Raw genomic sequence first — 22,497 nt, 5'->3', positions numbered from 1 at the left:
ATGCCAAACCGTGAAAGGGCGCCATGTGGTTGGCGGGCTAAAATCCGAACTACAAACCCGGCCTCAGCGCTGGGGTTTTTCGTTTCTCGCGCGCTGGCGCATTGGCGGTCCCAGCAGGATTCGAACCTGCAACCCACGGAGTAAAGATTTTAGCTGCGGGGCGATTTCCGCTGCGGTCGCAATAGCTTGAACGTGCCGACCTGATCAATCCGGGAGTTTTTCCGGGAGCCCGTGTTACGATCAAGCCGAGATGAGCTTCGACGGACAATTTAAAGAAAGCGAGGAGCCACCTTAAACAAAAATTCGCGAGATTCTTCCAATTTGGCGGGTGGTGTCGGCAAGGGGTAGTCGACCGGATTCGGCGCGTGCCGATAGCAATTTGCCGTGCGCCACATCCGCTCCCAGTAAGTCCAATCCGATCCCAGGGCAGTCCGGAGGGCGCTATTGCCGCCGGCCAATTTCCGGACGAGTTCTGCTGACTTGTAAAGATCGTACCAGTTCTCAGCCCGCGCAAGGTGGGAAAACAGGGCAGCGCGGTCATCGTCGGCATCGGCTTCTCTCAACCAGCGTTGCATTGAGGATTCTGTTGGCGTTCCCGATGCGGCCGCTGAAACGCGACCTCTTGCCCTTCCGCCGGTCAAAGTGATCTGGCCGGCGGCGGTAAAAATGATAGGCATTCGATTGCCTGCGGCATCGAATTTCAAAACTCCACCAACGCAAAGTGGTTTTGCGTCACTGTGAATCAGAAGTGCGCCGCCGTTGAGGCGCTCAACAATCCGTTGGGCATCTCGCGTAACGTCGGAGGCCTCGGTAAACGTTGCCCACGCCGTGGTTCGCAACAGCGGAACAGTAGAACCGGCGCCTACTGAATAATCTTCCATCCAAGGATCAAACGGCGGTTGGAGGCTCGCACGAGCATCATCGATGTCGATCTTGTCGCCCTGAAGTTCTATTGCCCAGCCTTCTGCATTTGCCATCAAACTTCCTTGCTTTGGGAGAAATTCAGCACGGCGGTTAAGGCCGCTTCATAATCGTGGTGATGTCGATATCGAAGCTTTGGCCCAGCTTGTCATGCGGGAACTGTTCGGCGTGCGCCAGCACCTCTGCCGTGGGAGCGACCAGCGATGCCTGGCCCTTCGGGGCGTAGCAGTTCTTGCCGCTCTTCGCGTAGAAGGCCGTTCCGCCATAGCCTGAACCAGGCGCATCCTTCAAATAGATCCGACCACGCTTAGGATTCACGTCTTCAATCGCCGTGACGATGAACCAAAGACGCCTGGCATACGTCTCCCGAATGACAGCCACGTCGCCGGCCTTCGCGTTCCGGTAATAGGTCGCGATTTGCTCCTCCGTCTGGCTGCCGCTCGGATCGCCGGGGCGTTCATTACCAAACAGTGCGCGCAGGCCGCGGCTTGACACGATTGCTTCAGGTGGTTTCGTCATTGGCGTTTCCCTCGGTGTCTCGATAGCGACTGGCAATCCCTGCCGCTGGGGGTTATTCAGTTGGCCAGCGCCGCGGCGTCGAGCTCGGTAGTTTTTCCGGGACTAATCGTTCTGAAAAGACTCGGTGACCCCCTGGGGGCGAGATGCTCTAGGGCCAGCCGTCCAATTAATCGACCGGTGCGGCAACCCGCAATTCCACGGGGCCCATTGAGCCGTCACGAAAAAAGCCCGACAACTCAAGTTCAATTCGACTGCCAGGATTGCCGTTGGTCTTAATGTGCAAAACAGCCGTGAAAGCATCCGATCCGTGCACCGGATTCGGCGACGCGTCGAATGTCCAGTCCAAGCGAATTGTGCTGCCCTCCTTTCCCCTTTCCTTACCGTTCCAGTTTGCAATAACGGCGCCACGGGGCTTCAGCACTCTGCACCCGTTGAAGGTTATTGCCCGGCCCATATTTCGGAAACCGACCTTTAGCAGATGGTATCCATCCTCATCGACATTAGAGTTGAAGCGCATGCGCACGGTCGGCAAGACGGCTTTCGCTGCTGCCTGTCTTTCCCAACGCTTGTCCAATCGAGACCAAATGAAAGTTGCCGCCGAAATGGCCAACGCTAGGCCCGAGACAGCGCGCGCAAAGAAGTCTGTTTCCCCTGCCATCTCTTCCACGTTTCCTAATTCAAGGCTTCAACCAGTCCAAAATTGCGTCCAAAATTTCATTTTCGTTGAACGGCTTATGGCCGCTGTCCAAGGTGAATGATTCTTTGCCTCCGGCGACACTGACCGTGATGACCATGAGGCTGCTAGGATTTTGCAGCCTTACCTTTGATCCATCGCTAACTACGTCGATGCCGCGAATGCCAGCTTCGGCGCAGAACTTTTCAATGTTTTCCTGCAATTCGATCGCCAACGAAGCTTCAGCATTCTGTCGTGTCATCTCGGCAGCCTCCGCGGCGCGTTCGCGTGCTAGACGCTCTTCGGCCCGGACATGCAAAGTTTTCATATAATGTAACCTTTGGTTGCCGTGGGCAGCCTAGAACACCTCATCGGCGTGTGAAAGCTCCCCGGTAGGGGTGGATTTTTAACCTGTCCGTGGCCTTGAACAGCCGGACTAGAATAGGATTGGATGCATAGGGAGTTTACTTCAATTCGGGGGAGAATTGAAGGTTGCTGCCGGTGGGGCGTGTCAACAATGGACCAGATGCAAGCGCGCTCAGCCGTGGGGGGCTGAATCACTGCCGCCGTTTGGCCTCCGCCACACGCCGCATGGCAGGATGCTCAGGGTTTTTGACCTTAATCCAGTCGCGGGAGGTGCCGCTGCGGTAGCGGCTGTCGCTGCGTTTCGACACCAGGCCCTCGAGCCCGAGCAAGCAAGCGTGCCGAAACAGGTTCGGGCCGATCTCGCCGTGTTCGAAGTCGGATAAAAAAATGCCGTCGACGCGGCGGGCGAGCAGTCTGGTTAGGCTCGCCTTGCGCATGCTCAAGGGCAGCTTGCGGATATCGTCGCCGTCGGCGACTAGCATGTCGAACGCGTAAAACTGCACCTCGTCATCGTGTTGGCGGCTGTGCAGCCCATCGAAATCGGAGCGGCCGTCGACGCCGAGCAGCACGGCCTCGCCGTCGATCACGAACGAGGTCTGCCGATTGCGGAGCGCCGCCTCCCTGACCAGCGGAAAGCGGTGGCTCCAATCGTTCTGGCTACGTATGGTTCGCGACCGGAATGACGCGAAGGAAGCCCTCGAGAAGGTCTTACATTTCCGGACGACTGCTTGAGTGTCTACGTTGAGTTGGCACCCAGTCTGGCACCCAACGTCTTAATACAGGCCAGTATGAGCGGGGACGGGGAGGGCGCTGCTGGCTCAGGAATGCCAATGAAATGGGACGTTGAGGCATTCGCCGCTACTACACGGCATGTCAGAAACAACATTTCAAGACCGGTGCCTTAAACCACTCGGCCACCCTTCCAAACCATTGATATTGTTTAGCTAATCTGTAAACGCTCAGGTCAAAAAAGCCCGTTTGCTACCGATTTGCTACCCAACGTCTTTGGAGCGCTTGTTTATGGCCGCGCGCCTCACATCGTCAACAGCGGCGGCGGCGCCTTCCTCGATGTTAGGCATCAGATGTGAGTAGATGTCCATGGTAATCGCGATGGAAGAGTGTCCGAATCGCTCTTGAACGACCTTGGGGTGGACCTTCGAAGCGAGCAGGTGGCTTGCGTGGCTGTGACGCAAACCATGCAGTGTTACGCCCCAGGACTTTAGGACGGCTGACACCGAGTGCATCAGGCTTCGTGGCTGTAGCGGAGCGCCGTCGGACTTTGTAACGACGTGCCAACTATCGCCTGGCCGGATGCCCAGCCTTAGTAGTTCCTCGGCTTGTGCAACCCGCCAACACCGGAGCTCGTCGACGACCAACGACGGCAGCGCGATAGTTCGGGCGCGGCCGTTTTTGGCTCCTTTTCTCTAACGGTGCCTGAGTCGGTCTGCTCGGTGCTGGCGATAATCGCCAGCTGGCCCCGGTCTAAGTCAATAGCGTTCCAGCGAAGCGCGATTATCTCCCCACGACGTAGACCGCAGAGGACTCCCAGGACCAAGGGGATGAATAGCCTACGCGCGCGTGCGGCTTCCAAAACGTGAGCAGACGCATCTGGATCGATTGTCGGGACCGTCTTGCGCTCTACTTTGGGCCGATCTTTCTTTTCCAGAAGAGCGGCTGGATTTCGGGGCACAGTCTTCCATCTCTCGGCCTGATCGAGGGCGGCGTAGAGCACTCTGTGCATGTGGTGAACAGTACGAGGAGAGAGGCCGCCCTTGCCGTCGCGTCGCCCGCAACTCAGGACTTTCGAATAGGCTTCGCTGATTTCGACCGGCTTCAGCTCTAGGAGCGGTTTAGCACCGATTAGTGGCGCTATATTTTTTAGCGCAATCTGTTCGTAGCGTTCGTGCGTGCGTGCGTGGCGAAACGTTCGGCTTTATGTGCCGGAGCCACCGTTCAAGAAAATGAAGAACTGTTATTTTTGATGCCACGTACTGACCGCCATTGATCTCGGAGATCAATCGGGCGCACTCGATTTGCGCTTGGCGTTTAGTTCCCTTGAAGGAATGCCATTTCCGTTCCGCTTTCCTGATGCAGGATCACGTTGGTCGAGAATGATAGCCCAATGGCCGGGCGACCTCTCGCGCAGGGAACCTCTCATTTCTTAGATGCCCTTTCTGCTGCCTCAACCTCACTATTGCGACGCATCAGAAGAGTCGCCTCAAGCTCTCCCCTCAAAACCGAAGCCTTCACGCCAGCGGAAGTCAGCTTCAGGTCTCGTGCTGTCCACTGTATCGCTACCAGCCGCGAATGATGAACCTTGGTCCGCCGTAGCCGGAGCGATCGTAGTAGCCGGGGCCAGCGTAATAGTTGTAGCCCCGGCCGGGGAAGTAGCTGGGGTCGTAGTAATAGCGCAGGACATAGCGCGGTCCCCGGGTCCGCCAGCAGCGCCCATAATACTCGTTGCAGATCAGACCGACCTGATCGACGTTGGAGACTTCGGCGGAGCTGATCGTCGTCGCGTTGATGGGCGCGGCGAAAGCGGCGGACGCTAGCAGCGCGGCACCGAATACGCCCAGTGCGATGGCCTTCATGGAGTTCTCCCTTCGGTTGGCCTTGCAGCAGCGTGTGTCTGGGGAAAGCATCAATTGGCGTTGGAACGCCACCGCTGACGACCGGGTTCTGGTGCTCCGAAACGCTCTCAGTCTCATATCCGGGCGATGAGATTGGTGTTGCCCGCGCGCAGGCCCGCCAAACGCGACCAGCCGCGTTGCTACTAACGCGGCTTGCTCGTCCCCGGGAGATATTCTCAACCGCTTCCAGGATTTCGGCACGCACGTTCTTATTGTGCTGGGCGAGGACGGATCAAAAATTGAGCTGGATCAATCCGAACCAGCCATGCGCGACCTTTCCCGTTCCACCGGCGCTCACCGGGTAGTCCCAATTGGCTGAATATTCCACGGCCACCTTCAGCCCATCCATCACCCACTCGCCTCCAGTAAGGAAAAGCCGGTGTTGCGGGACGAATCCGATCCGGGTTGGTATGCCGTTTTGCAGGATCGACACACCCGCCATGTCTTTGCTGCCGGAATATCCCAGGGAGATGAAATTGCCCTGCGCGCCGATCTCCGTTATCCATGGGTTCCAGTCGAACTGATAGGCAATCGAGGCCTGCCAAGTCATCGGCATCATGTTCCGCGCAATGCCGAGCCCATCGACAAACCGGGCATCCTGAACTGCGGCATTTACCTCGCCCACGACCGCGAACGGGCCAAAACTGCTTTTGAGGCTTGCGGCCACTCCGGGAATCCGGCCGATCTGATTCAGGAACGGCAGGTAGGACGTACGCAAAAATCTGCTTTCGAAAACCGAGGTGTCATAGTCGACATGGAAGTCAACGGTCCATGGACAAATCAGCGACTCCGTCAGCTGGTCATACGGCAAGCCGCAATGGCCCCTCGTCCGGAAACCGAGACTGGCATTGTAATCGTCGATTTTCGTCCGGCCGGGAATGATGCTGTCGCTGCCTCTATAGGTCACGACTGAGCCGTAGAACGGTGGCGGGTCCAAGAGGGGGGTGACTGGCGTAGGCCGGAACGGACGCTCAGGCAGCGGGGTGTAGCCGAGCCAACGCATCAGTCGGCTCACGGCCGGTGCGACGACCAACGGACTAATGCGTGGAACAACGACAGGCGCCGGCGGCGGCTGCCGCGGTGGGGTTGGCCATGCGAATTCCAGGCCTCCCGCCGTCTGACGGTTTTCAAACACCTCGGTTGTCAGCGGAGTGCCGATCGAGAGCGTATCCAGGCGTGCCACGCCCGTGGACGTACCGAAATGCAAAACCTCCACGCCGAAGCGGGCGGCGATCGGGAATTGCATCAGATCGCCGACTGTAATGTGAGTCCGATCAAGCGTGAAGCGATCCACGCCTATTCCGGGGACGTTGGTCGGCAGCACTGGTTGATTCCCGGTCGGGAATATCGCGCCAGTGCCGCTCTCGAAGTGGAGAACCAGAGCACCAGTCAACCAGTCGCTCAGCTTTATATCGAAATCGAGTTCCGCCGTACCCAGCGACAGGTTTTCCTCGGTAGGGCCGGTGAATGAGCCGGTCCGCGAGGCCACGCCTTCAACCACGCCGCTCAGCGAGAGGAAGCTATTAATTTTTGGTCCGGTCTTCGAGAGCGAGTCCCGGATGATCTGGCGCGTCGCGTTCTCCTGTGCCGCCCAGACGATTTCCAACTCGCTTACGCGCACGCCGAGCGGCCTCTTCGCTGCGGCTTCGGACAAATCTGGAGCGGGCAGTGCGGGCGGATCGACGGGCGGTGACCGAACCGTGGGTGCAGGCTTCGCCGCAGTTACAGCAGGCGCCGGATGTTGGTGTACCGCCGCGGGCTTGGTCCGCCGCGCCGGCGATGTCCCCTCGAGGGCGCTGAGACGTTGGGAAAGTTTGCGGTTCTCCGACTTGAGCTCTCCGAGCATACGGCGGAGAACTGCGATGTCCTCGTTCTCTGCGGCGGCGGCATGGGAAGGGACGAGCAGGACGAGGCTGAACAATGCGGGCGCGGCGCGAAAGACAAATGGGTACACGGAGCAGACGCGGTACCGGTCGCGCGTAGTTGACTTTACGGTGCCAGTTTCTGCAGCGTGCCACCGTCGCCCAGAGCCGGCGACGCGCTCATCCCGCTTATCCCAGATCATGCGCGGCCCCATCACTACCGCAGTTCGACGTCGCTCGGTCGAACCAACTCGTTCATAACAATTCCGCGCTGGTAATCAGACTGTCTCAGCCAGCGTTTCATCCGTCAGGCCGACTACAGACAAGAGCCCGCTCAACAACGCGGAGCAAATAATTGCCGGAGCCCCCCAGCAATGTTGGGATAAGAGTGACGCGTATGACGAATTACGCAAGCGCCACGAAGTGATATATCCAAAGTGATGTAACTGGATTGCACGCAGGAGCTGCGAACAGCCTCGCCGGCTGTCAGGCAACTTCAAGTGGCGATGGAGTTTTTGCCATCTAAAGCCCCCTAAAGTGCGTAAGTGCGTAAACAGGCGTGACCCAATTGGAGCCCGCATGTAATCCAAATGGGTGGATTGTGCCGACAAGAAGATCAACTTAAAAGTTTCACTCGCCTTGATCTGGTCCTCAGTCTGGTCCACGAAAGGCAGCATTGCGGAATTTTGATTACGGCGAAGCCTCACTATGGCGTTAGCGCGACCGAAATAAAGCCGGCGCAAGGCCGACGAAAAATTCGGACTCGTGGAAATAGTAGTGGGTGAACAATTGTGTTGCCTCTACGAGCGACACAGCGGTCAGAAAATCCCGCATTCAACGGGCCTCACAAACGGAGTTCGACTACAACCACAGATCGAAGACAACCAGAGGTCAAAAGAGGGGGGCGTCGAAATGTTGGCGTGGCTCATATCCTCTAGCGTGCGTTTGCGCACCCTCGTTGTGGTTGTCGCTGCCGGCCTTCTGATCCTCGGCGCCGTCGGCGTCAGAAACAAGCCGCTCGACGTCATCCCCGAATTGGCGCTGCCCTCGCTCACTGTGAAGACGGAATCGCTTGGCCTCTCCAGCGCCGAGGTTGAATCGCTGATCACTGTGCCGCTGGAGGCAGACCTGCTCAATGGTGTGCCGTGGCTGCAGGTCATCCAGTCGGAATCGATGGCGGGACTTTCGACGATCGAGATGATCTTCGCGCCCGGCACCGATCTGATGAAAGCGCGCCAGATGGTGCAGGAAAGGCTGACGCAGGCGCACGCGCTGCCGAACGTCTCCAGCCCGCCGGTTATGCTTCAGCCGGTTTCCTCAGCCAGCCGAGTGATGAACATCGGCCTGAGCTCGAAATCCGTCTCGCTGATCGACATGTCCGTTCAGGCGCGCTGGAATATCGCGCCGCGCCTCGCCGGGGTTCCGGGTGTGGCCAATGTTTCGATATGGGGCCAGCGCGAGCGGCAGGTGCAGGTGCTTGTCGATGCCCGCAACCTGAACAAGAAGGGCGTCAAGCTCGACCAGGTGATCAAGACGACAGGTGAGGCGGTATGGTCCTCGCCGCTCACCTACCTGAACTCATCCACGCCTGGCACCGGCGGCTTCATCGAAACGCCGAACCAGCGGCTCAGCATCCGTCACCAGCTGCCGATCTCCACCGTGGGTACCTTCGCCAAGGTGCCGCTCAGCGGCACGACCACGAGCGTCGGCGATGTCGCCTATCTCGTGGAGGGGCATCAGGCCCTGATCGGAGACGCCATCGTCGGCGAAAACCCCGGCCTGATGGTGGCGATCGAGAAATTCCCCGGCTTCAACACATTGGACGTGACGCGCGGCGTTGAGCGCGCGCTCAACGAACTGAAGCCCGGGCTGCCCGGTATCGAGATCAATACGACCATCTACCATCCCGCGAGCTTCATCGAGCGCGCGACCAGCAATCTGGGCAAGGCCATGATCATTTCGATCATCCTGGTCGCCATCGTGCTTGGCCTTCTGATGGGCAGCTGGAGGACCGCGGTTATCGCCCTGGTTGCGATCTCATTGTCATTCGTTTGCGCTGAACTGCTGTTAAAGGCCGCCGGAATCCCGCTTAGCATGGTGGTGGTCGGCGGTCTGCTGATGGCGTCCGGCGTGATCGTGCATGACGGCATTGTCGACGTTGACAACGTGCTGCGCCGCTTGCGTGCACCATCACGCGACGGCCGGTCCGGCTTCCTGGTCGTCGTCCGTGCGATGCTCGATACGCGCCGGCCGATGCTGTACGCATCGCTGATCGTCTTGCTCGCGGTGCTGCCAGTTCTGTTCATGCAGAGCCGGTCCGCCGCGTTCTTCGCGCCGATGGCCTGGGCCTATATCGCCGCCGTGTCCATCTCGATGCTGGTGGCGTTGATCGTGACCCCCGCGCTGGCCGCGGTGTTGATCGCCAATGCGCCACTGACCCCAACAGGTGGTTGGGTGACCAATAGATTGGCCAGGTCTTTCGATTCGATTGTCGGCCGCGTCATCCATGCGCCGCTCGCTTGCATCGGCGCCTGCGTCGTGGCGGCGGTCGCGTGCTTCGCGCTTTGGAGCCCGCTCGAACGCAATATGGTGCCCAGCTTCAGAGAGACGGATCTGGTGATCGAATGGCAGGGTCCGCCCGGCACCTCGCTGCAGGCAATGACCCGATCGACCGAGAACTTGATCCGAGACCTGCGGGAGATTCCCGGAGTGCAGAACGCCTTCGCCAATCTCGGACGGGCGGTGCTTTGTAACTGCGAACGCGCAACGGACGTGAACGCCGGGCACGTGTGGGTCAACATCGATCCGAAGGCCGATCGCGAAACAACGGTGGATGCCGTCGAAGCTGTCATCACCGCTTATCCCGGGATGCGTGGCAAGCTTGGAACATACCTGTCCACGAAGCTGCGCGAGGCGCTCACCGGCGACCCGGATAGCCTCACCGTCCGTGTCTATGGCAACAGCCTTGATATCATTCGCGCCAAGGCGGAGGAGATCCGCGCAGCGATGGCGAAGATCCCCGGCATTGAAAATCCCCGGGTCGAATTACAGGTCGAGGAACCCTCGATCGAAGTCAAGGTGGATGTCGATCGCGCAGCCGGTTATGGCCTGAAGCCGGGCGACGTCCGCAGGGCGACCTCGGCGATGGTCGGCGGCATCACCGTCGGTGCGCTTTTCGAGGACCAGAAGGTTTTCGATGTGGTTGTCTGGGGGCGTCCGGAGCTGCGCGACAACATCGATGACGTGCGGAATCTGATGATCAACAGCGAGAGCGGGTCTCAGGTTCGCCTGGCTGAGGTTGCAGACGTCCGCATCGCGCCGGCCACCAGCATCATCCAGCGACAGGGGTCCTCGCGTCGTATCGATGTTTCCGCGAAAGTGGACGAGCGGGCGCTCGGTGATGTGGCGGATGATGTCGCCAGGAATGTCAAACAGATCGCATTCCCGTTCGAGCACCGTGCCGAGGTGCTCGGCGAATACAAGGAACAGCGAGCCGCCCTGCGGTCGATATACAGCTACATGGCGGCAGCGGCGGTATTGATGTTCCTGCTGACGCAGGCGGTGCTCCGCAGCTGGACACTCAGCGCCCTCTCGCTGCTCGGCGTACCGGTCGCTGCACTCGGCGGCCTGGCGGCGGCCGCAATCAATGACGGTCACTTCTCGCTTGGTTCTCTGTTGGGTCTGGCAGCGGTGCTCGCACTGATGGTGCGGCAGGGCATCGGTCTGGTCGCCCATTTCCAGCATCTGCAATTGAACGAGGGTGAGCCGTTCGGCGAAACGCTGGTACGTCGCGGCGTTCAGGAACAGTTCCCGAGCATCATCGCGTCATCGGTGACGACATTCGCGCTGGTGCTTCCGTTCGCGATCATGGGTGATGTCGCGGGCCTCGAAATCGCGCACCCGCTCGCGCTCTCGGTCTTGGGCGGCGTCGTTACCATGACGCTGGGAACATTGTTCGTGCTGCCGGCGCTTTACCTGCGGTTCGGCGCCGGCTGGACCGCCGACCGGCTCGATCTTGAAATGGAGACCGCGTCATGACCGCCGCGCGCTTCACTTCGAACATTGTAAAAGGGAGAAATGTCTCATGGCGCGCTTCAGCGTATTGATGGTCGCGGCGTCCACCGCCTGCCTCGCCGCGTCGTGTGTCTCAGTCTCGGCCGCAGAGTCGGACGTCAAGAAGAGCGCGCCCGCGCGGGTCGAGGCCACGAATGACGCAAAAATCAAAAAGGTCACGCTCACGCCAAAAGCGGCGGAACGGCTCGGCATCCTCATTGACGAGGTGCGCGTCGATCTGTCGGGCCGCCGGATCGTGCCATACGCATCTGTTCTCTACGATCTGACCGGAAAGACGTGGGTCTATATCAGCGCCGATCCGTTAACCTTCGTTCGCGGCGCGGTGGTGATCGACACCATCAAGGGCGACAACGTGTACCTGACTGACGGGCCACCCACCGGCACGAAGGTGCTTGCGGCGGGAGTGCCGGAGGTCTTCGGCACAGAAGTGAAGGTAGGTCACTAGCTGCGCGTCGATATTGTTTTTCCACGGCGGCTTCGGCCCGAGTGGGGGATGTTTTCCGATGATGAGGCTGATCATAGCTTCTAGTCTGCGCTTTCGTTATCTCGTCCTCGCCCTTGGCGTGGTGCTGATCTGGTTTGGCCTGGCGCGCCTGCGCGACGTGCCAGTGGATGTATTCCCGGAATTCGCGCCGCCGCGGGTCGAGATCCAGACCATCTGTCTTGGGCTTTCATCCGCCGAAGTTGAGCAACTTGTCTCGGTGCCGCTGGAAAACGCGCTCAACGGCGTCCCTGGCGTCGACGTGATGCGGTCGAAGTCGGTGCCGCAACTGTCGTCGATCCTGCTGATCTTCAAGCAGGGTGCCGACGAAATCCGCGCGCGGCAACTGGTCAGCGAGCGGATGGCGCTCGCGTCCAAGGCCCTGCCGACGTGGGCAGCTCCGCCGTTCATGATGCCGCCATTGTCCTCCACCAGCCGGATCATGAAGATCGGCATTGCCTCGAAGGACAAGTCCGTGATGGACCTGTCGATGCTGGCCTATTGGACGATCCGGCAACGGCTGCTCGGGGTTCCCGGCGTTGCGAACATCGCGATCTGGGGAGAGCAGCTCAAGATGCTCCAGGTCATGGTTGACCCGAAGCGGATGGCCGCCGCGGATGTCACGCTCGACCAGGTGCAGGAGGCAGTTTCCGATGCCCTCGACGTTGGCTTGTTGCGCTATGCCCGTGGCGCGCATATCGGCACCGGCGGCTTCGTCGAAACACCCAATCAGCGCTTCCAGCTTCGTTTCGTCGGGGGCGGCGTTACACCCGAGACGCTGGCCAAGGTGCCGGTGACCAAATCGGCCGGCAAGCCGCCGCTGTTGCTGAGCGACGTGGCCGATCTCGTCTATGCGCCGCAGGGCATGATTGGCGATGCCGTTATCAACGACGGCCCAGGCCTCATGCTGATCGTCGAAAAATTTCCCTGGGGCAACACGCTCGCCGTCACCCGCGGGGTGGAGGAGGCGCTGGAGCGAATGAAGCCCGGTCTTCCTGGGGTCGAGATCGACACGACAATCTTCCGGCCAGCGACTTTCGTCGAGGACTCGATCGCCAATCTGTCGTGGGCGTTATTGCTGGGCTGCGTGCTGGTCGTGGGAATCATATTCATCTTCCTTTACGAATTGCGTACCGCGATCGTCTGCATCGTCGCCATTCCGCTGTCGCTGCTCGCGGCGAGCCTCGTCCTGTTCCAGGCCGGCGCCAGCGTCAACACAATGATGCTGGCGGGCTTCGTGATCGCGTTGGGGATCGTCGTCGACGACGCGATCATCGACGTCGAGAACATCATGCGGCGCCTGCGTCTCGCGCGGCGGGCGGGCGATGCGCGGAGCACAGCGCGCATCATTCTGGACGCTTCGCTCGAGGTGCGGGCGCCGATCGTCTACGCTACGCTCATCGTGGTCGTCGCGGTCGTGCCCGTGCTGTTCATGGAAGGCCTGACTGGATCCTTCTTCAAGCCGCTGATTACGGCCTATGTGCTCGCGATTGCAGCCTCGCTCGTCGTGGCGATGACGGTGACGCCGGCGCTCTGTCTGCTCCTGCTGCGTAACGCGCGGCTCGAAGGGCGCGAATCGCCGGTCATCGTCTGGCTGCAGCGCCGCTACGCGCCCTTGCTGGAACGGGCCACTCGAACGCCGCGCGCGGCCTATGTCGCCGTCGGTGTCGTGACGCTCGTGGGGATCTGCGTTTGGCCACTGCTCGGGCACTCGCTGCTGCCTTCGTTCAAGGAGCGCGACTTCCTGATGCACTGGGTCACCACCCCCGACACGTCGCTGCCCGAGATGCTGCGCATCACGACCCGCGCTAGCAGGGAACTGCGCGCCATTCCGGGTGTACGCAATTTCGGCGCCCATATTGGCCAGGCCTTCGCCGCCGATGAGGTCTACGGCGTCCATTTCGGGGAGAACTGGATCAGCATCAGCAAAGACGCCGACTACGACAAGACCTATGCCAAGGTCGAGGAAATGGTGGACGGCTATCCCGGCCTCTACCGCGATGTGCAGACCTATCTGAAGGAACGCATTCGCGAGGTCCTGACCGGGGCTGGCGAGGCGATCGTCGTCCGCATCTTCGGCCCGGATCTGGAGGTACTGAGGGACAAGGCGGAGGAGGTTCGCGCTGCACTCGCGGACACTCCGGGCCTCGTCAACCTGCACAAGGAGTTGATGGTCGAAGTGCCGCACATTCAGGTGACGGTGAAGCTGGACGAGGCACAACGCCACGGTCTGAAGCCGGGTGATGTCCGGCGCGCCTCTGCGACCTTGATGGCCGGAGAGGAGGTCGGCGATATTTTCATCGACGGCCGCACGTACGACGTGCAGGTATGGACCGATCCGGCGTCCCGCCACAGCGTGGACTCGGTCCGCGAGATGCTGATTAACACGCCGACCGGGCAGCGCGTTCGGCTCGCTGAAGTAGCCGATGTCAGCATTGGGCCGACACCAAATGCCATCAAGCGCGAGGCAAGCTCCCGTCGGATCGACGTGCAGGCGAATGTCCGGGGCCACGATCTCGCCGCCGTCGCCGTGGAGGTGCAGTCGCGCCTGCAGAAGATGGCGTTTCCACTTGGCTATTACGCGGTGCTGCAAGGCGAGTATGCGGAACTGCGCGCCACCCGCGAGCGGCTGCAACTGTTCGCCCTGTTGGCGCTCGCCGGCATATTCATACTTCTGCGACAGTCTTTCGACAGCTGGCGTCTGGCCGCGCTCAGTTTCCTCACCCTTCCTTCGGCGCTGGTGGGCGGCGTCCTCGCGGCGTGGCTCGCGGGCGGCGTAATTTCTCTTGGCTCGTTGATCGGTTTCCTGACCGTGCTTGGCATCGCCGCCCGCAACGGGATCATCATGATCAACCACTTCCAGTATCTGGAACGCCATGAGGGAGAGGTGTTCGGCATGAAGCTCGTGCTTCGCGGCGCGAGCGAGCGGTTGAGGCCGATCCTGATGACGACCGGCGCCGCCGGGCTCGCGATCCTGCCGCTGATCATTTTCGGCGACCTGCCGGGCCACGAGATCGAATATCCGATGGCCGTCGTCATTCTTGGCGGCCTCGTGACATCGACATTGCTCAACCTGTTTATCTTGCCGGCATTTTATCTCCGCTTCGGTCGCGGTGCTGGCGCGCTGGCGGACAGTCTGACTGTTCCGGGAACGGCACGAGCATAGGGAGTTTCTGCGATGAACACGAGTTTGAAGCAGTCCAGGATGGCACAGGCAGCGGCCAGATTGTGTCGGAGAACGACGGCCTTGGCCGTGCTTACGATTTTCATTTGTTTCGGACTGTGCAGCGGCGACGCCTTGGCGCAGAAGAGCAAGGCTGCCGAGGACACGCTCGAAGCGTTCGATAACAATAATTTCGATGACTCCGCCAAGATCGACAACAAATGGTTCCCGCTGCAGCCAGGGACTCAGTTGATCTACAAGGGGTTCACCCAGGAGGACGAGAAGCGCGTTCCCGCTCGCGTGGTGCAGACCGTGACGGACCTCACCAAGGTGGTCAACGGCGTGCGTGCCATCGTTGTGTGGGATGTCGACTACAAGGACGGCAAGGTGAAGGAATCGGAGATCGTTTTCTTCGCGCAAGACAAGGGCGGAAACGTCTGGCTGCTGGGTGAGCTGGTTGAACTATACGAGGATGGGGACTTCCAGGGCGGTAGCGCCTGGATCGGCGGCATGGATGGCTCGAGTCCGGGGATCATGATGAAGGCAGACCCGCGGCCGGGGACACCCAGCTACTCTCAGGGCTATGCACCGCCTCCGTACAACTGGACCGACCGCGCAACAGTAGAAAAAGCAGGTCAGAAGGTTTGTGTTCCGGCCGGCTGCTTCAAGGATGTCCTGGTGATCGTGGAGGGCAGCAAGGGTGAAGGCCCGGACGCAAAGCAGCTCAAGTACTACGCACCCGGTGTGGGCTACATCAAAGTCGGTTGGAGGGGAAAGGGCGAAAAGCTGCGAGAGACCCTTGAGTTGGCCGAGATCGTGAAGCTCAGCCCCGATGCGCTGGCCAAGGCCCGCGCAGAGGCCTTGGAGATAGAGAAGCGCGCCTACCTCTATGGTCGCACGCCGCCTGCCGAACTGATGAAGGGGGCGACAAATGCTAAAGCCGAGTGAGTATTCCGCCGGCCCCGTAGGGGCGTGCCGGCGAAGCGTCCGACTGGTCCAGAACCGGTAGGCGTATCTGTGGGAGGCTGATGTGAACACCATGCATCGCCACAACTGGATTGCCGCCATCGGCGCTTTGTTCGCCATGGCTTATCCGCTCGCGGGAGCCGCGGCCGAGGATGGTCGTTTCGAAAAGCTCTCCGTCTATCTCGAGCGTAACGTGCAGGACCGCGATTCCGAGATCCGGTTCGATGTGACCGGCGCCACGGATGGGCTCGCGGCGCTGAGAGTATTGGCGCCCGGCGAGCGCACGGTGATCGACCTCAGAACGCCTGACTCGAAGTTGGGAGTTCGCAGTCTTTCGCTCGAATCGCCCGAACCCGATGACGACAAGATCGTCCGCGCCGATTTCCCGGCGGGCGCCTATCGCTTTGAGGGAACGACGACCAAGGGGGCGAGCCTGCGCGGCGAGGCGCAGTTGAGCCACGCATTCCCCGAACCGGCCGCGTTCGAATATCCGCGGCCGGACCAGAAGGACGTACCCGCCACCGCGCTGACGCTACGGTGGTCGGTGCCGAAGGGCATCGAGGCCTGCGCCATCGTAATCGAGCAAACCGGCTCGGCCTACGAAATCCGGGCATTGCTGCCGGGCTCGGCAAGGTCCTTCACGGTGCCTGAAGGGTTTTTGCGCGCCGGCAAGGCCTATAAATTCGCGATCGGGACCGTCGCGAAGGACGGCAATCGGTCCTTCATCGAAGCTGGCTTCACCACCGGGAGGGCGCGATGAACCAGCCCATTCAAGAACGACAGATCGGCCCGAGACGAATCGGCCCTAGCCGGACCGCAACTGGAGGGCATTGAGATGTTCGACAATCAGAGTTTGGATCGACAGATGAAACCGGCGAACGGTCAACCTGGTCGGCCGTCCAGCTGGCGTGCCACCCTTTTGGCGGTCACCGTTCTGACGGCGGCCGGGTTCGCGCATGCTGGCGGCGCTGCCGCCGGCGAGATCAAGGATCCGCCACGCTGGAAGAGCGGCAACGATTTCTCGTCACTGAAGGATTGGAATCTGAAGGGCGAGAATATCGTCCCGCACGGCGTCAACCCGCTCTATTACCCGATCACGCCGGGCCACAAGCACGCGCTTGAACGGCCCGATCACCCGGACGGCAAGTATCGCAAGGAGACCGTGGTCCTCGACACCACCGAGGATTTCGATATTCCCGGGATTGGCAAATTCAAGACTGCGGTTGTGCAGGAAGAAGAACGTGTCGATGGCGTCCTGACGCAGCGCGTGATCAACTGGCTGGCGCTCGATAAAACCACCAACAGCGTTTATTCCTTCGGCGAGTTAAGTTGGGAAATCAAGGAAGGCAAGGCGATTTTCGCTGGCACCTGGCGGGCGGGCGATCCTGACGGCGACGGCGTCACCGAGCCCGGCATGTTGATGCCCGGCACTTTCACCATCGGCGATCGCCATATTGCCGCCGGCAGCAAGAGCATGGCCTTTGTTGGCTCCGAGAACATGGAAGCCGGCATCGAAATAAGGGTGCCGGCCGGGACGTTCAAAGGCTGCGCCCGGGTTCGCGAGCAGGATCTGATCAAGCTAAGCGAAATCACCGACAAGGTCTGGTGTCCAGATGTGGGGGTCGTGAGCGACAGCTCCGACGGCAAGCTCGTCGTTTCCAACGCGCTCGCAGCCAGCAATCCGGCCTCCAACGTCTCAACCGTCGGAAAGGCAAGCGACAAGCCTTTGAAGCAGAAGGCTCCGGTGGCGAAGATTTCGGCTGCCGAGGCCACCAAGATCGCGCTTGAGCGAATGCCCGGAAAGGCCACCGACGTGAAGATTGAGAAGAAGCTCGGCAAGAATGTCTACGTGGTCGAGATCCAGACGTCGCGCGGGGAGAAGGACGTTTTCGTCGACATCGAGTCCGGAAAGATCCTCGGTACGGAATGACATGGATCAACCGCCTCGGCGTGATTCCGGCGCGCCGAGGCCAATCGATCGAGGAAAACGGCGAGAAAAGGCGTCGCCGCGGAAATGGTGACAGGAGAAACGGAACAAGAGTTTTGTGTGGTTCTTTACCGGAAGGATAGTGTCATGAAGAAGACGATCTGCGCGGGTCTGTTCGCCGTCCTGCTAGCGACAGCGGCGGCGCAGGCACAGGCACCGAAGGGCCTCGGCACCGAGGAATTCGGCATGTCGCCACGCGAGCTGGTTCAGGCGATCGAGAAGACCGAGGAACTGATCGCGCGCTGCATGCGCGAACAAGGCTTCCAGTACATCGCGGCCGATCACAACACGGTGCGGGCGGGCATGTCGGCGGACAAAAGGCTTCCAGGACTCAGCGAGGAGGAGTTCGTCAGCCGTTATGGCTTTGGCGTATCTACCTTCTACACAGGTTTGCCGCCTCAGCTGGCCACCGGCTACAGCCCCGCCCGCGTCGGTCTCGGCGAACGTAATGTGCAGATTTTCCGCAAGCTTTCCCCCGCAGATCAGGTCGCCTACAATCGCGCATTGCTCGGCGATGACGTGTTCAGCACCTTGGCGGTCGCTCTGGAGACCGAGGATTTGTCGCGAACAGGCGGTTGCACGCGCAAGGCGCTCACTGAAACGTTTAAGCCCGATCAACTAAAGGCCAGCCACTACAATCCCCAGGATGCGCTGATCAACAAGGACCCGCGGATGAAGGCCGCGATTGCGTACTGGCAGCGAGAGATGAAGAAGGCCGGCTTCGAATATGGCCATTCGGACGAAATCGAACCCGACCTGCGGAATCGGCTCATCGCGCTGACCGAGGGCGGCAAGCTGTTGGTTTCCAAGATGTCGCAGGACCAGAAAGCCGCGCTGCGGAAGCTGCAGGACTACGAGCGCCTGGTCGCGGTCAAGAGCCATAAGATGCATGAGGAGGTGCTGACGCCGGTCGAGGAGAAGATCCAGGAGGAGCTGTTCTCTCGGAAAGTGCAATAGACCAATTAGGATGTGCACTCCCGTACTTCCCCAGATCGGCGGCTATGAGTAATCTCCTTTACTGGCATCGCATCGCATGACGAAGGCGGACGCAACGCTTCCTGCGAAGATGACCCGCACGCTGTCGATGGCGGGAGGGACTACGGCATGGTCGCAAAGCGCATAAACATTCTCTGGGCTATCCTGGGCGTGGTTGGCGGCATGGCGCTTGGCGCCTGGTACATGGGCTCCAGGATCCAGTCGCCCGCGGAAATGGCGGCGCGCACCGCAGCCCCCGAGCCATCCGCGATCCTTGTGCCTGTGGAGTCGCGTCTACTGAGTTCCGATATCGTGACCCGCGGCACGGTCCGGTTCGGGCTGCCTCAGCCGATTTCGATCGCTCCTTCCACGGTCAAGGGCGGCGTCGGGCTGATCTCGTCGCTGCCGCGACCGAATACGAATTTTGGGGAAGGCGAGGTGATCTTATCCGCCTCCGGCCGTCCGGTCTTTGTCCTCAGCGGCGCCGCACCGGCTTTTCGCGACATGGCGCCCGGAACCAGCGGCGGCGACGTCCGCCAGCTCGAAGAAGCCCTGGCTCGTCTCGGCTTCGATCCGGGCACAATCGATGGCAATTACGATCAAAAGACATCCGGCGCCGTCGAGCGCATGTATAAAAAGGCCGGCTGGGAGCCGTTTGCACCGACGCGCGAACAACGCGCGGCCGTTGCCGCGCTCGAGCGAGAGTGGTCGGATGCCGCGCGCGCCCAGCTTGCGGCCGAGGCCACGCGCGAAACGGCGGTGAAAGCCGTCGCCGCCGCGCGGGCTACCGCGGAGCAGAACACGCGACAGGCCGCGCTCGACAGCGCGGCGCGTGTTGGCAATGGCCGCCAGCTGGCAGACGCGCGCGCCGGCAAATCGCTCGCGCTTGAAGCCGAACGCGCTCGGGCCGCGCATTCCGCGACCGCCGCCAGTGCCGATGTCGCCACGCAAGTCGCCGATCGTGCCCTGATCGTTCTCGATCCGCGCCAGACCGAAACGGCGCGTGCCGCGGCCGAGGCCAAGCTCAAAGTGGCGCGCGCTGCGCAGCGCAAGGCGAAGCTGGAAGCCGATCTGGCGATTCAGACCGCGGCGCGCGAGGCCGGCCTGGCCGACGAACGGATCCGGGTTGCCGAGGGAGCCGTGAAGGCGGCCCGCCTGGAAGGAGAGCGCAACGTGCGCGCCGCGCAGGAACAGCAGACGCTCGCCGAATTCGACGTCCAGGTCGCAAGCGAGCGAGCAGGGCGGCTCGAACGCGAACTCGCGACGGCGCGAGCGAAGCTCGGAGTGCAGGTACCCGCGGACGAGGTCGTATTCATCCCGTCGCTTCCGATCCGCGTCCACGAGGTGACCGCTGCGGTCGCAGCCAATGCTTCCGGGCCGGTCATGAGTGTAACCGACAACCAGCTCAGCATCGACTCGCAGCTGCCACTTGAAGCCGCGCCGTTAGTAAAGCCCGGGATGAAAGTTGCGATCGACGAGCAGGCGCTTGGGATCAAGGCGACCGGCGTCGTCGAGACGGTGGCGAACACACCCGGTACGCGCGGCGTGGACGGCTATCACTTCTATCTCGGGGTCAGGGTGGAGACCACGCCTGTGCTGCTGGCAGGGTTTTCCGTCCGTCTGACTATCCCGATCGAAACGTCGAAGGGCGCGGTCACCGCGGTGCCGACCAGCGCGGTGTCGCTTGCTGCCGACGGAACGTCGCGCGTGCTGGTCGATGGCGGCGGCGGGCAGGAATACGTCACAGTGCAGCCGGGGCTTTCGACGGGCGGCTATGTCGAGGTGAGCACCCCCGACGGGCGACTGGTCCCCGGCCAACTCGTGGTGGTCGGCTATAGAACGGCCGAGCCAGCGGCAGGGCCGGCGGCGGTCAAATGAGGCTCACGGAGGACATACGGTTGGAGGTGCCGATCAAGACGGCTTCTGCCGATGCCGACCATGTCCTCGACCTGCGCAAAGTGTGCAAGCAATTCGGGACCGATCCTGCGGTCGACGCATTGGTTGATGTGGATCTCGTGTTGCGGCGTGGCGAATGGCTGTCGATAACGGGTCCATCCGGCTCGGGGAAATCCACCCTGTTGAATATCCTCGGTTGCCTCGACCGGCCAACCAGCGGACAGTACGTTTTTGATGGTATCGAAACGACAAAGCTGAGCGAGAATGAGCGAGCCGGGCTGCGCAGCCGCCGCGTTGGATTCATCTTTCAGTCATTCCACCTGCTGCCCTATCGCACGGTCCTTGAGAACGTCATGCTGGCGGAAGTGTACCGCCAGCGTACCGGACGCGGGCGACGCGAACGGGCGATGGAGGAAATTCGCCGCGTCGGCCTCGCACATCGCGCGGATTTTCTGCCTTCCAAATTGTCCGGCGGCGAATGTCAGCGGGCGGCGATCGCCCGCGCCCTGATGGGTTCACCGAGCTTGCTCTTGTGCGACGAGCCGACCGGCAATCTTGATTCCAAGAACACCGAGTCGATCCTGGATTTCTTCACCGAGCTCAACAAGGAGGGCATGACGATTGTTGTCGTCACCCACGACGAAAACGTGGCGCGCCGGGGTTCACGCCGGGTCAGCATGAAGGATGGCCAGCTCTTTGGCGGAAGCGAGACGGCATTGCCACCTCCATCCAGAGCGCGCATCGCGGCGTCGGGGATCACGATGCGTGACCTCGTCTCCGAAGCCATCGCCGGAGCGATCGCGCGTCCGGCCCGCATGGCGTTGACGGTGCTTGGCATCGTGATCGGCATGTCGGCGCTGGTCGCCACCATCGGTCTGACGCGAACCGCCGGTAACCGTATCATCAGTCAGTTCGATCAACTCGCAGCCACGGAATTGTTCATCACGGCGCGGCCGGGAATGGCGACCGGCACGATTGATCCGCGTGCCATTCCATGGGACGCGCCGGAACGGCTGGTCCGGCTGAACGGTGTCGTGGCCGCTGGCCTGCTCAGCGACGTCAATGTCCACGACATGCTCGTTAGCGCCTCGCCGGTGGTGGATCCATCCAATCAGACCGCATTCAAACTGGCGGTGCGCGCCGCCTCGCCGGATTTGTTCCGCGCGGTGCGCGCCGACCTTGCCTCGGGACGGTTTATCGACGGAGGGCATTCTGCCCGCGCTGAGCGAGTTGCGATCCTCGGCCCCGATGCCGCGCGCCGCCTGGGCATCGCCGGCGTCGAGCGGTTGCCCGCGATCTATGTCGGTGACGAGCTCTATCTCGTGATCGGTATCCTCCGTGATGTGGTGCGAAAGCCGGAACTGCTTGGTTCGGTCATCATTCCCGAGGGCACGGCGCGGCGGCATTTCAGTCTGTTTGGCCCTGGCATGGTCGTCGTGGAGACGAAGATCGGCGCCGCTTCCCTGATCGCGATGCAGGCGCGGGCGGCGCTGCGACCGGACGACCCGCGCACGCTTCGCGTGCAACTGCCCCAGGAGCCGCGGCGCGTACGCGATGACGTGCAAACCGATCTCAATATGATGTTCCTGCTGCTGGGCGGCCTGTCGCTCGTGGTCGGCGCGCTCGGGATCGCAAATATCACCCTGGTGGGCGTGATGGAGAGGACGGCGGAGATCGGACTGCGCCGTGCCATTGGCGCCACTCGTCGCCACATCGCTTCACAGTTCCTGATTGAGAGTGCGTCCATGGGTGTCGTGGGAGGACTGCTCGGATCCAGTGTCGGCGTGCTGATCGTGGTGGGTGTCTCGGCGTATCAGGTCTGGACTCCGGTGCTCGACCCGCTCGCTCCGTTGCTCGCGCCAGCTGTGGGCGGCGTGATTGGTCTGCTGTCCGGAGTCTACCCCGCCTCGCGCGCCGCCGCGCTCGAGCCGGCCGAAGCGTTCCGGCACTAGGGCAAGTCCTCAAATTGCGGATCTCAAGGCGC

Annotated in this window: 17 protein-coding genes; 9 read left to right on the top strand and 8 right to left on the bottom strand. The window is 61.2% G+C overall.

The genetic code is table 11. The features are described 5' to 3' along the window. Positions 1–269 precede the first annotated feature (269 nt). The 8 genes from KIP88_RS19730 to KIP88_RS19695 all read right to left on the bottom strand — a co-directional run bounded on the left by KIP88_RS19730 (position 270) and on the right by KIP88_RS19695 (position 7,174). Positions 270–977, bottom strand: a complete 708-nt coding sequence (locus tag KIP88_RS19730; RefSeq protein ID WP_214489608.1) for a hypothetical protein — start codon at positions 975–977, stop codon at positions 270–272. Positions 978–1,014: 37 nt separating this feature from the next. Then, complete coding sequence (locus KIP88_RS19725; RefSeq protein ID WP_214489607.1) at positions 1,015–1,440, bottom strand: hypothetical protein; 426 nt, start codon at positions 1,438–1,440, stop codon at positions 1,015–1,017. A 166-nt stretch (positions 1,441–1,606) separates the two neighbouring features. Beyond that, the gene (locus KIP88_RS19720) at positions 1,607–2,098 is read right to left on the bottom strand and encodes a hypothetical protein (protein ID WP_214489606.1); all 492 of its coding nucleotides are present in this window, start codon (positions 2,096–2,098) and stop codon (positions 1,607–1,609) included. A 19-nt stretch (positions 2,099–2,117) separates the two neighbouring features. Continuing rightward, positions 2,118–2,441, bottom strand: coding sequence for a hypothetical protein (locus KIP88_RS19715; protein ID WP_214489605.1), 324 nt, complete (start codon positions 2,439–2,441; stop codon positions 2,118–2,120). A 229-nt stretch (positions 2,442–2,670) separates the two neighbouring features. Further along, positions 2,671–3,144, bottom strand: a complete 474-nt coding sequence (locus tag KIP88_RS19710; RefSeq protein ID WP_374226484.1) for a DNA ligase — start codon at positions 3,142–3,144, stop codon at positions 2,671–2,673. 327 nt (positions 3,145–3,471) lie between these two features. Beyond that, positions 3,472–3,855 carry a site-specific integrase gene (locus KIP88_RS46560; RefSeq protein WP_249790874.1) on the bottom strand — a complete coding sequence of 128 codons (384 nt, stop codon included), beginning with the start codon at positions 3,853–3,855 and terminating at the stop codon, positions 3,472–3,474. 918 nt (positions 3,856–4,773) lie between these two features. Next, a complete protein-coding gene (locus tag KIP88_RS19700; RefSeq protein ID WP_214489604.1) occupies positions 4,774–5,070 on the bottom strand; it encodes a hypothetical protein in 297 nt (98 codons plus the stop codon). Positions 5,071–5,341: 271 nt separating this feature from the next. After that, positions 5,342–7,174 carry a hypothetical protein gene (locus KIP88_RS19695; protein WP_214489603.1) on the bottom strand — a complete coding sequence of 611 codons (1,833 nt, stop codon included), beginning with the start codon at positions 7,172–7,174 and terminating at the stop codon, positions 5,342–5,344. Positions 7,175–7,883: 709 nt separating this feature from the next. On the opposite strand from KIP88_RS19695, the gene KIP88_RS19690 reads away from it, so the two are divergent. The 9 genes from KIP88_RS19690 to KIP88_RS19650 all read left to right on the top strand — a co-directional run bounded on the left by KIP88_RS19690 (position 7,884) and on the right by KIP88_RS19650 (position 22,465). Continuing rightward, positions 7,884–11,009 carry an efflux RND transporter permease subunit gene (locus tag KIP88_RS19690; protein ID WP_214489602.1) on the top strand — a complete coding sequence of 1,042 codons (3,126 nt, stop codon included), beginning with the start codon at positions 7,884–7,886 and terminating at the stop codon, positions 11,007–11,009. Between the two features lie 46 nt (positions 11,010–11,055). After that, positions 11,056–11,490, top strand: a complete 435-nt coding sequence (locus KIP88_RS19685) for a hypothetical protein (RefSeq protein WP_214489601.1) — start codon at positions 11,056–11,058, stop codon at positions 11,488–11,490. A 58-nt stretch (positions 11,491–11,548) separates the two neighbouring features. Beyond that, entirely contained in the window at positions 11,549–14,692 is a 3,144-nt protein-coding gene (locus tag KIP88_RS19680; protein ID WP_214489600.1) for an efflux RND transporter permease subunit, read from the top strand. 81 nt (positions 14,693–14,773) lie between these two features. After that, the gene (locus KIP88_RS19675; protein WP_214489599.1) at positions 14,774–15,637 is read left to right on the top strand and encodes a hypothetical protein; all 864 of its coding nucleotides are present in this window, start codon (positions 14,774–14,776) and stop codon (positions 15,635–15,637) included. An 82-nt stretch (positions 15,638–15,719) separates the two neighbouring features. After that, complete coding sequence (locus tag KIP88_RS19670) at positions 15,720–16,415, top strand: hypothetical protein (RefSeq protein ID WP_214489598.1); 696 nt, start codon at positions 15,720–15,722, stop codon at positions 16,413–16,415. Positions 16,416–16,520: 105 nt separating this feature from the next. Then, positions 16,521–17,585, top strand: a complete 1,065-nt coding sequence (locus KIP88_RS19665; protein ID WP_249790873.1) for a PepSY domain-containing protein — start codon at positions 16,521–16,523, stop codon at positions 17,583–17,585. 144 nt (positions 17,586–17,729) lie between these two features. Then, positions 17,730–18,599, top strand: a complete 870-nt coding sequence (locus KIP88_RS19660) for a hypothetical protein (RefSeq protein ID WP_214489597.1) — start codon at positions 17,730–17,732, stop codon at positions 18,597–18,599. A gap of 147 nt (positions 18,600–18,746) precedes the next feature. Next, positions 18,747–20,495 carry a peptidoglycan-binding protein gene (locus KIP88_RS19655; RefSeq protein ID WP_214489596.1) on the top strand — a complete coding sequence of 583 codons (1,749 nt, stop codon included), beginning with the start codon at positions 18,747–18,749 and terminating at the stop codon, positions 20,493–20,495. After that, positions 20,492–22,465 carry an ATP-binding cassette domain-containing protein gene (locus KIP88_RS19650; RefSeq protein WP_214489595.1) on the top strand — a complete coding sequence of 658 codons (1,974 nt, stop codon included), beginning with the start codon at positions 20,492–20,494 and terminating at the stop codon, positions 22,463–22,465. Before KIP88_RS19655 ends, KIP88_RS19650 begins: the two co-directional genes overlap by 4 nt. Positions 22,466–22,497: the final 32 nt, after the last annotated feature.

Source organism: Bradyrhizobium sp. SRL28 (assembly GCF_018596315.1).
Taxonomy (GTDB): Bacteria; Pseudomonadota; Alphaproteobacteria; order Rhizobiales; family Xanthobacteraceae; genus Bradyrhizobium.
Note: the sequence above shows the minus strand (reverse complement) of the source record. Positions and strands in the feature narration are given on the sequence as shown.

Coding starts and splice junctions, on each gene's coding strand:
- KIP88_RS19665 (WP_249790873.1), top strand. CDS start 16,521: ATGAAACCGGCGAACGGTCAACCTGGTCGGCCGTCCAGCTGGCGTGCC.
- KIP88_RS19720 (WP_214489606.1), bottom strand. CDS start 2,098: ATGGCAGGGGAAACAGACTTCTTTGCGCGCGCTGTCTCGGGCCTAGCG.
- KIP88_RS19680 (WP_214489600.1), top strand. CDS start 11,549: ATGATGAGGCTGATCATAGCTTCTAGTCTGCGCTTTCGTTATCTCGTC.
- KIP88_RS19685 (WP_214489601.1), top strand. CDS start 11,056: ATGGCGCGCTTCAGCGTATTGATGGTCGCGGCGTCCACCGCCTGCCTC.
- KIP88_RS19730 (WP_214489608.1), bottom strand. CDS start 977: ATGGCAAATGCAGAAGGCTGGGCAATAGAACTTCAGGGCGACAAGATC.
- KIP88_RS19660 (WP_214489597.1), top strand. CDS start 17,730: ATGAAGAAGACGATCTGCGCGGGTCTGTTCGCCGTCCTGCTAGCGACA.
- KIP88_RS19700 (WP_214489604.1), bottom strand. CDS start 5,070: ATGAAGGCCATCGCACTGGGCGTATTCGGTGCCGCGCTGCTAGCGTCC.
- KIP88_RS19725 (WP_214489607.1), bottom strand. CDS start 1,440: ATGACGAAACCACCTGAAGCAATCGTGTCAAGCCGCGGCCTGCGCGCA.
- KIP88_RS19695 (WP_214489603.1), bottom strand. CDS start 7,174: ATGATCTGGGATAAGCGGGATGAGCGCGTCGCCGGCTCTGGGCGACGG.
- KIP88_RS19690 (WP_214489602.1), top strand. CDS start 7,884: ATGTTGGCGTGGCTCATATCCTCTAGCGTGCGTTTGCGCACCCTCGTT.
- KIP88_RS19650 (WP_214489595.1), top strand. CDS start 20,492: ATGAGGCTCACGGAGGACATACGGTTGGAGGTGCCGATCAAGACGGCT.
- KIP88_RS19655 (WP_214489596.1), top strand. CDS start 18,747: ATGGTCGCAAAGCGCATAAACATTCTCTGGGCTATCCTGGGCGTGGTT.
- KIP88_RS19715 (WP_214489605.1), bottom strand. CDS start 2,441: ATGAAAACTTTGCATGTCCGGGCCGAAGAGCGTCTAGCACGCGAACGC.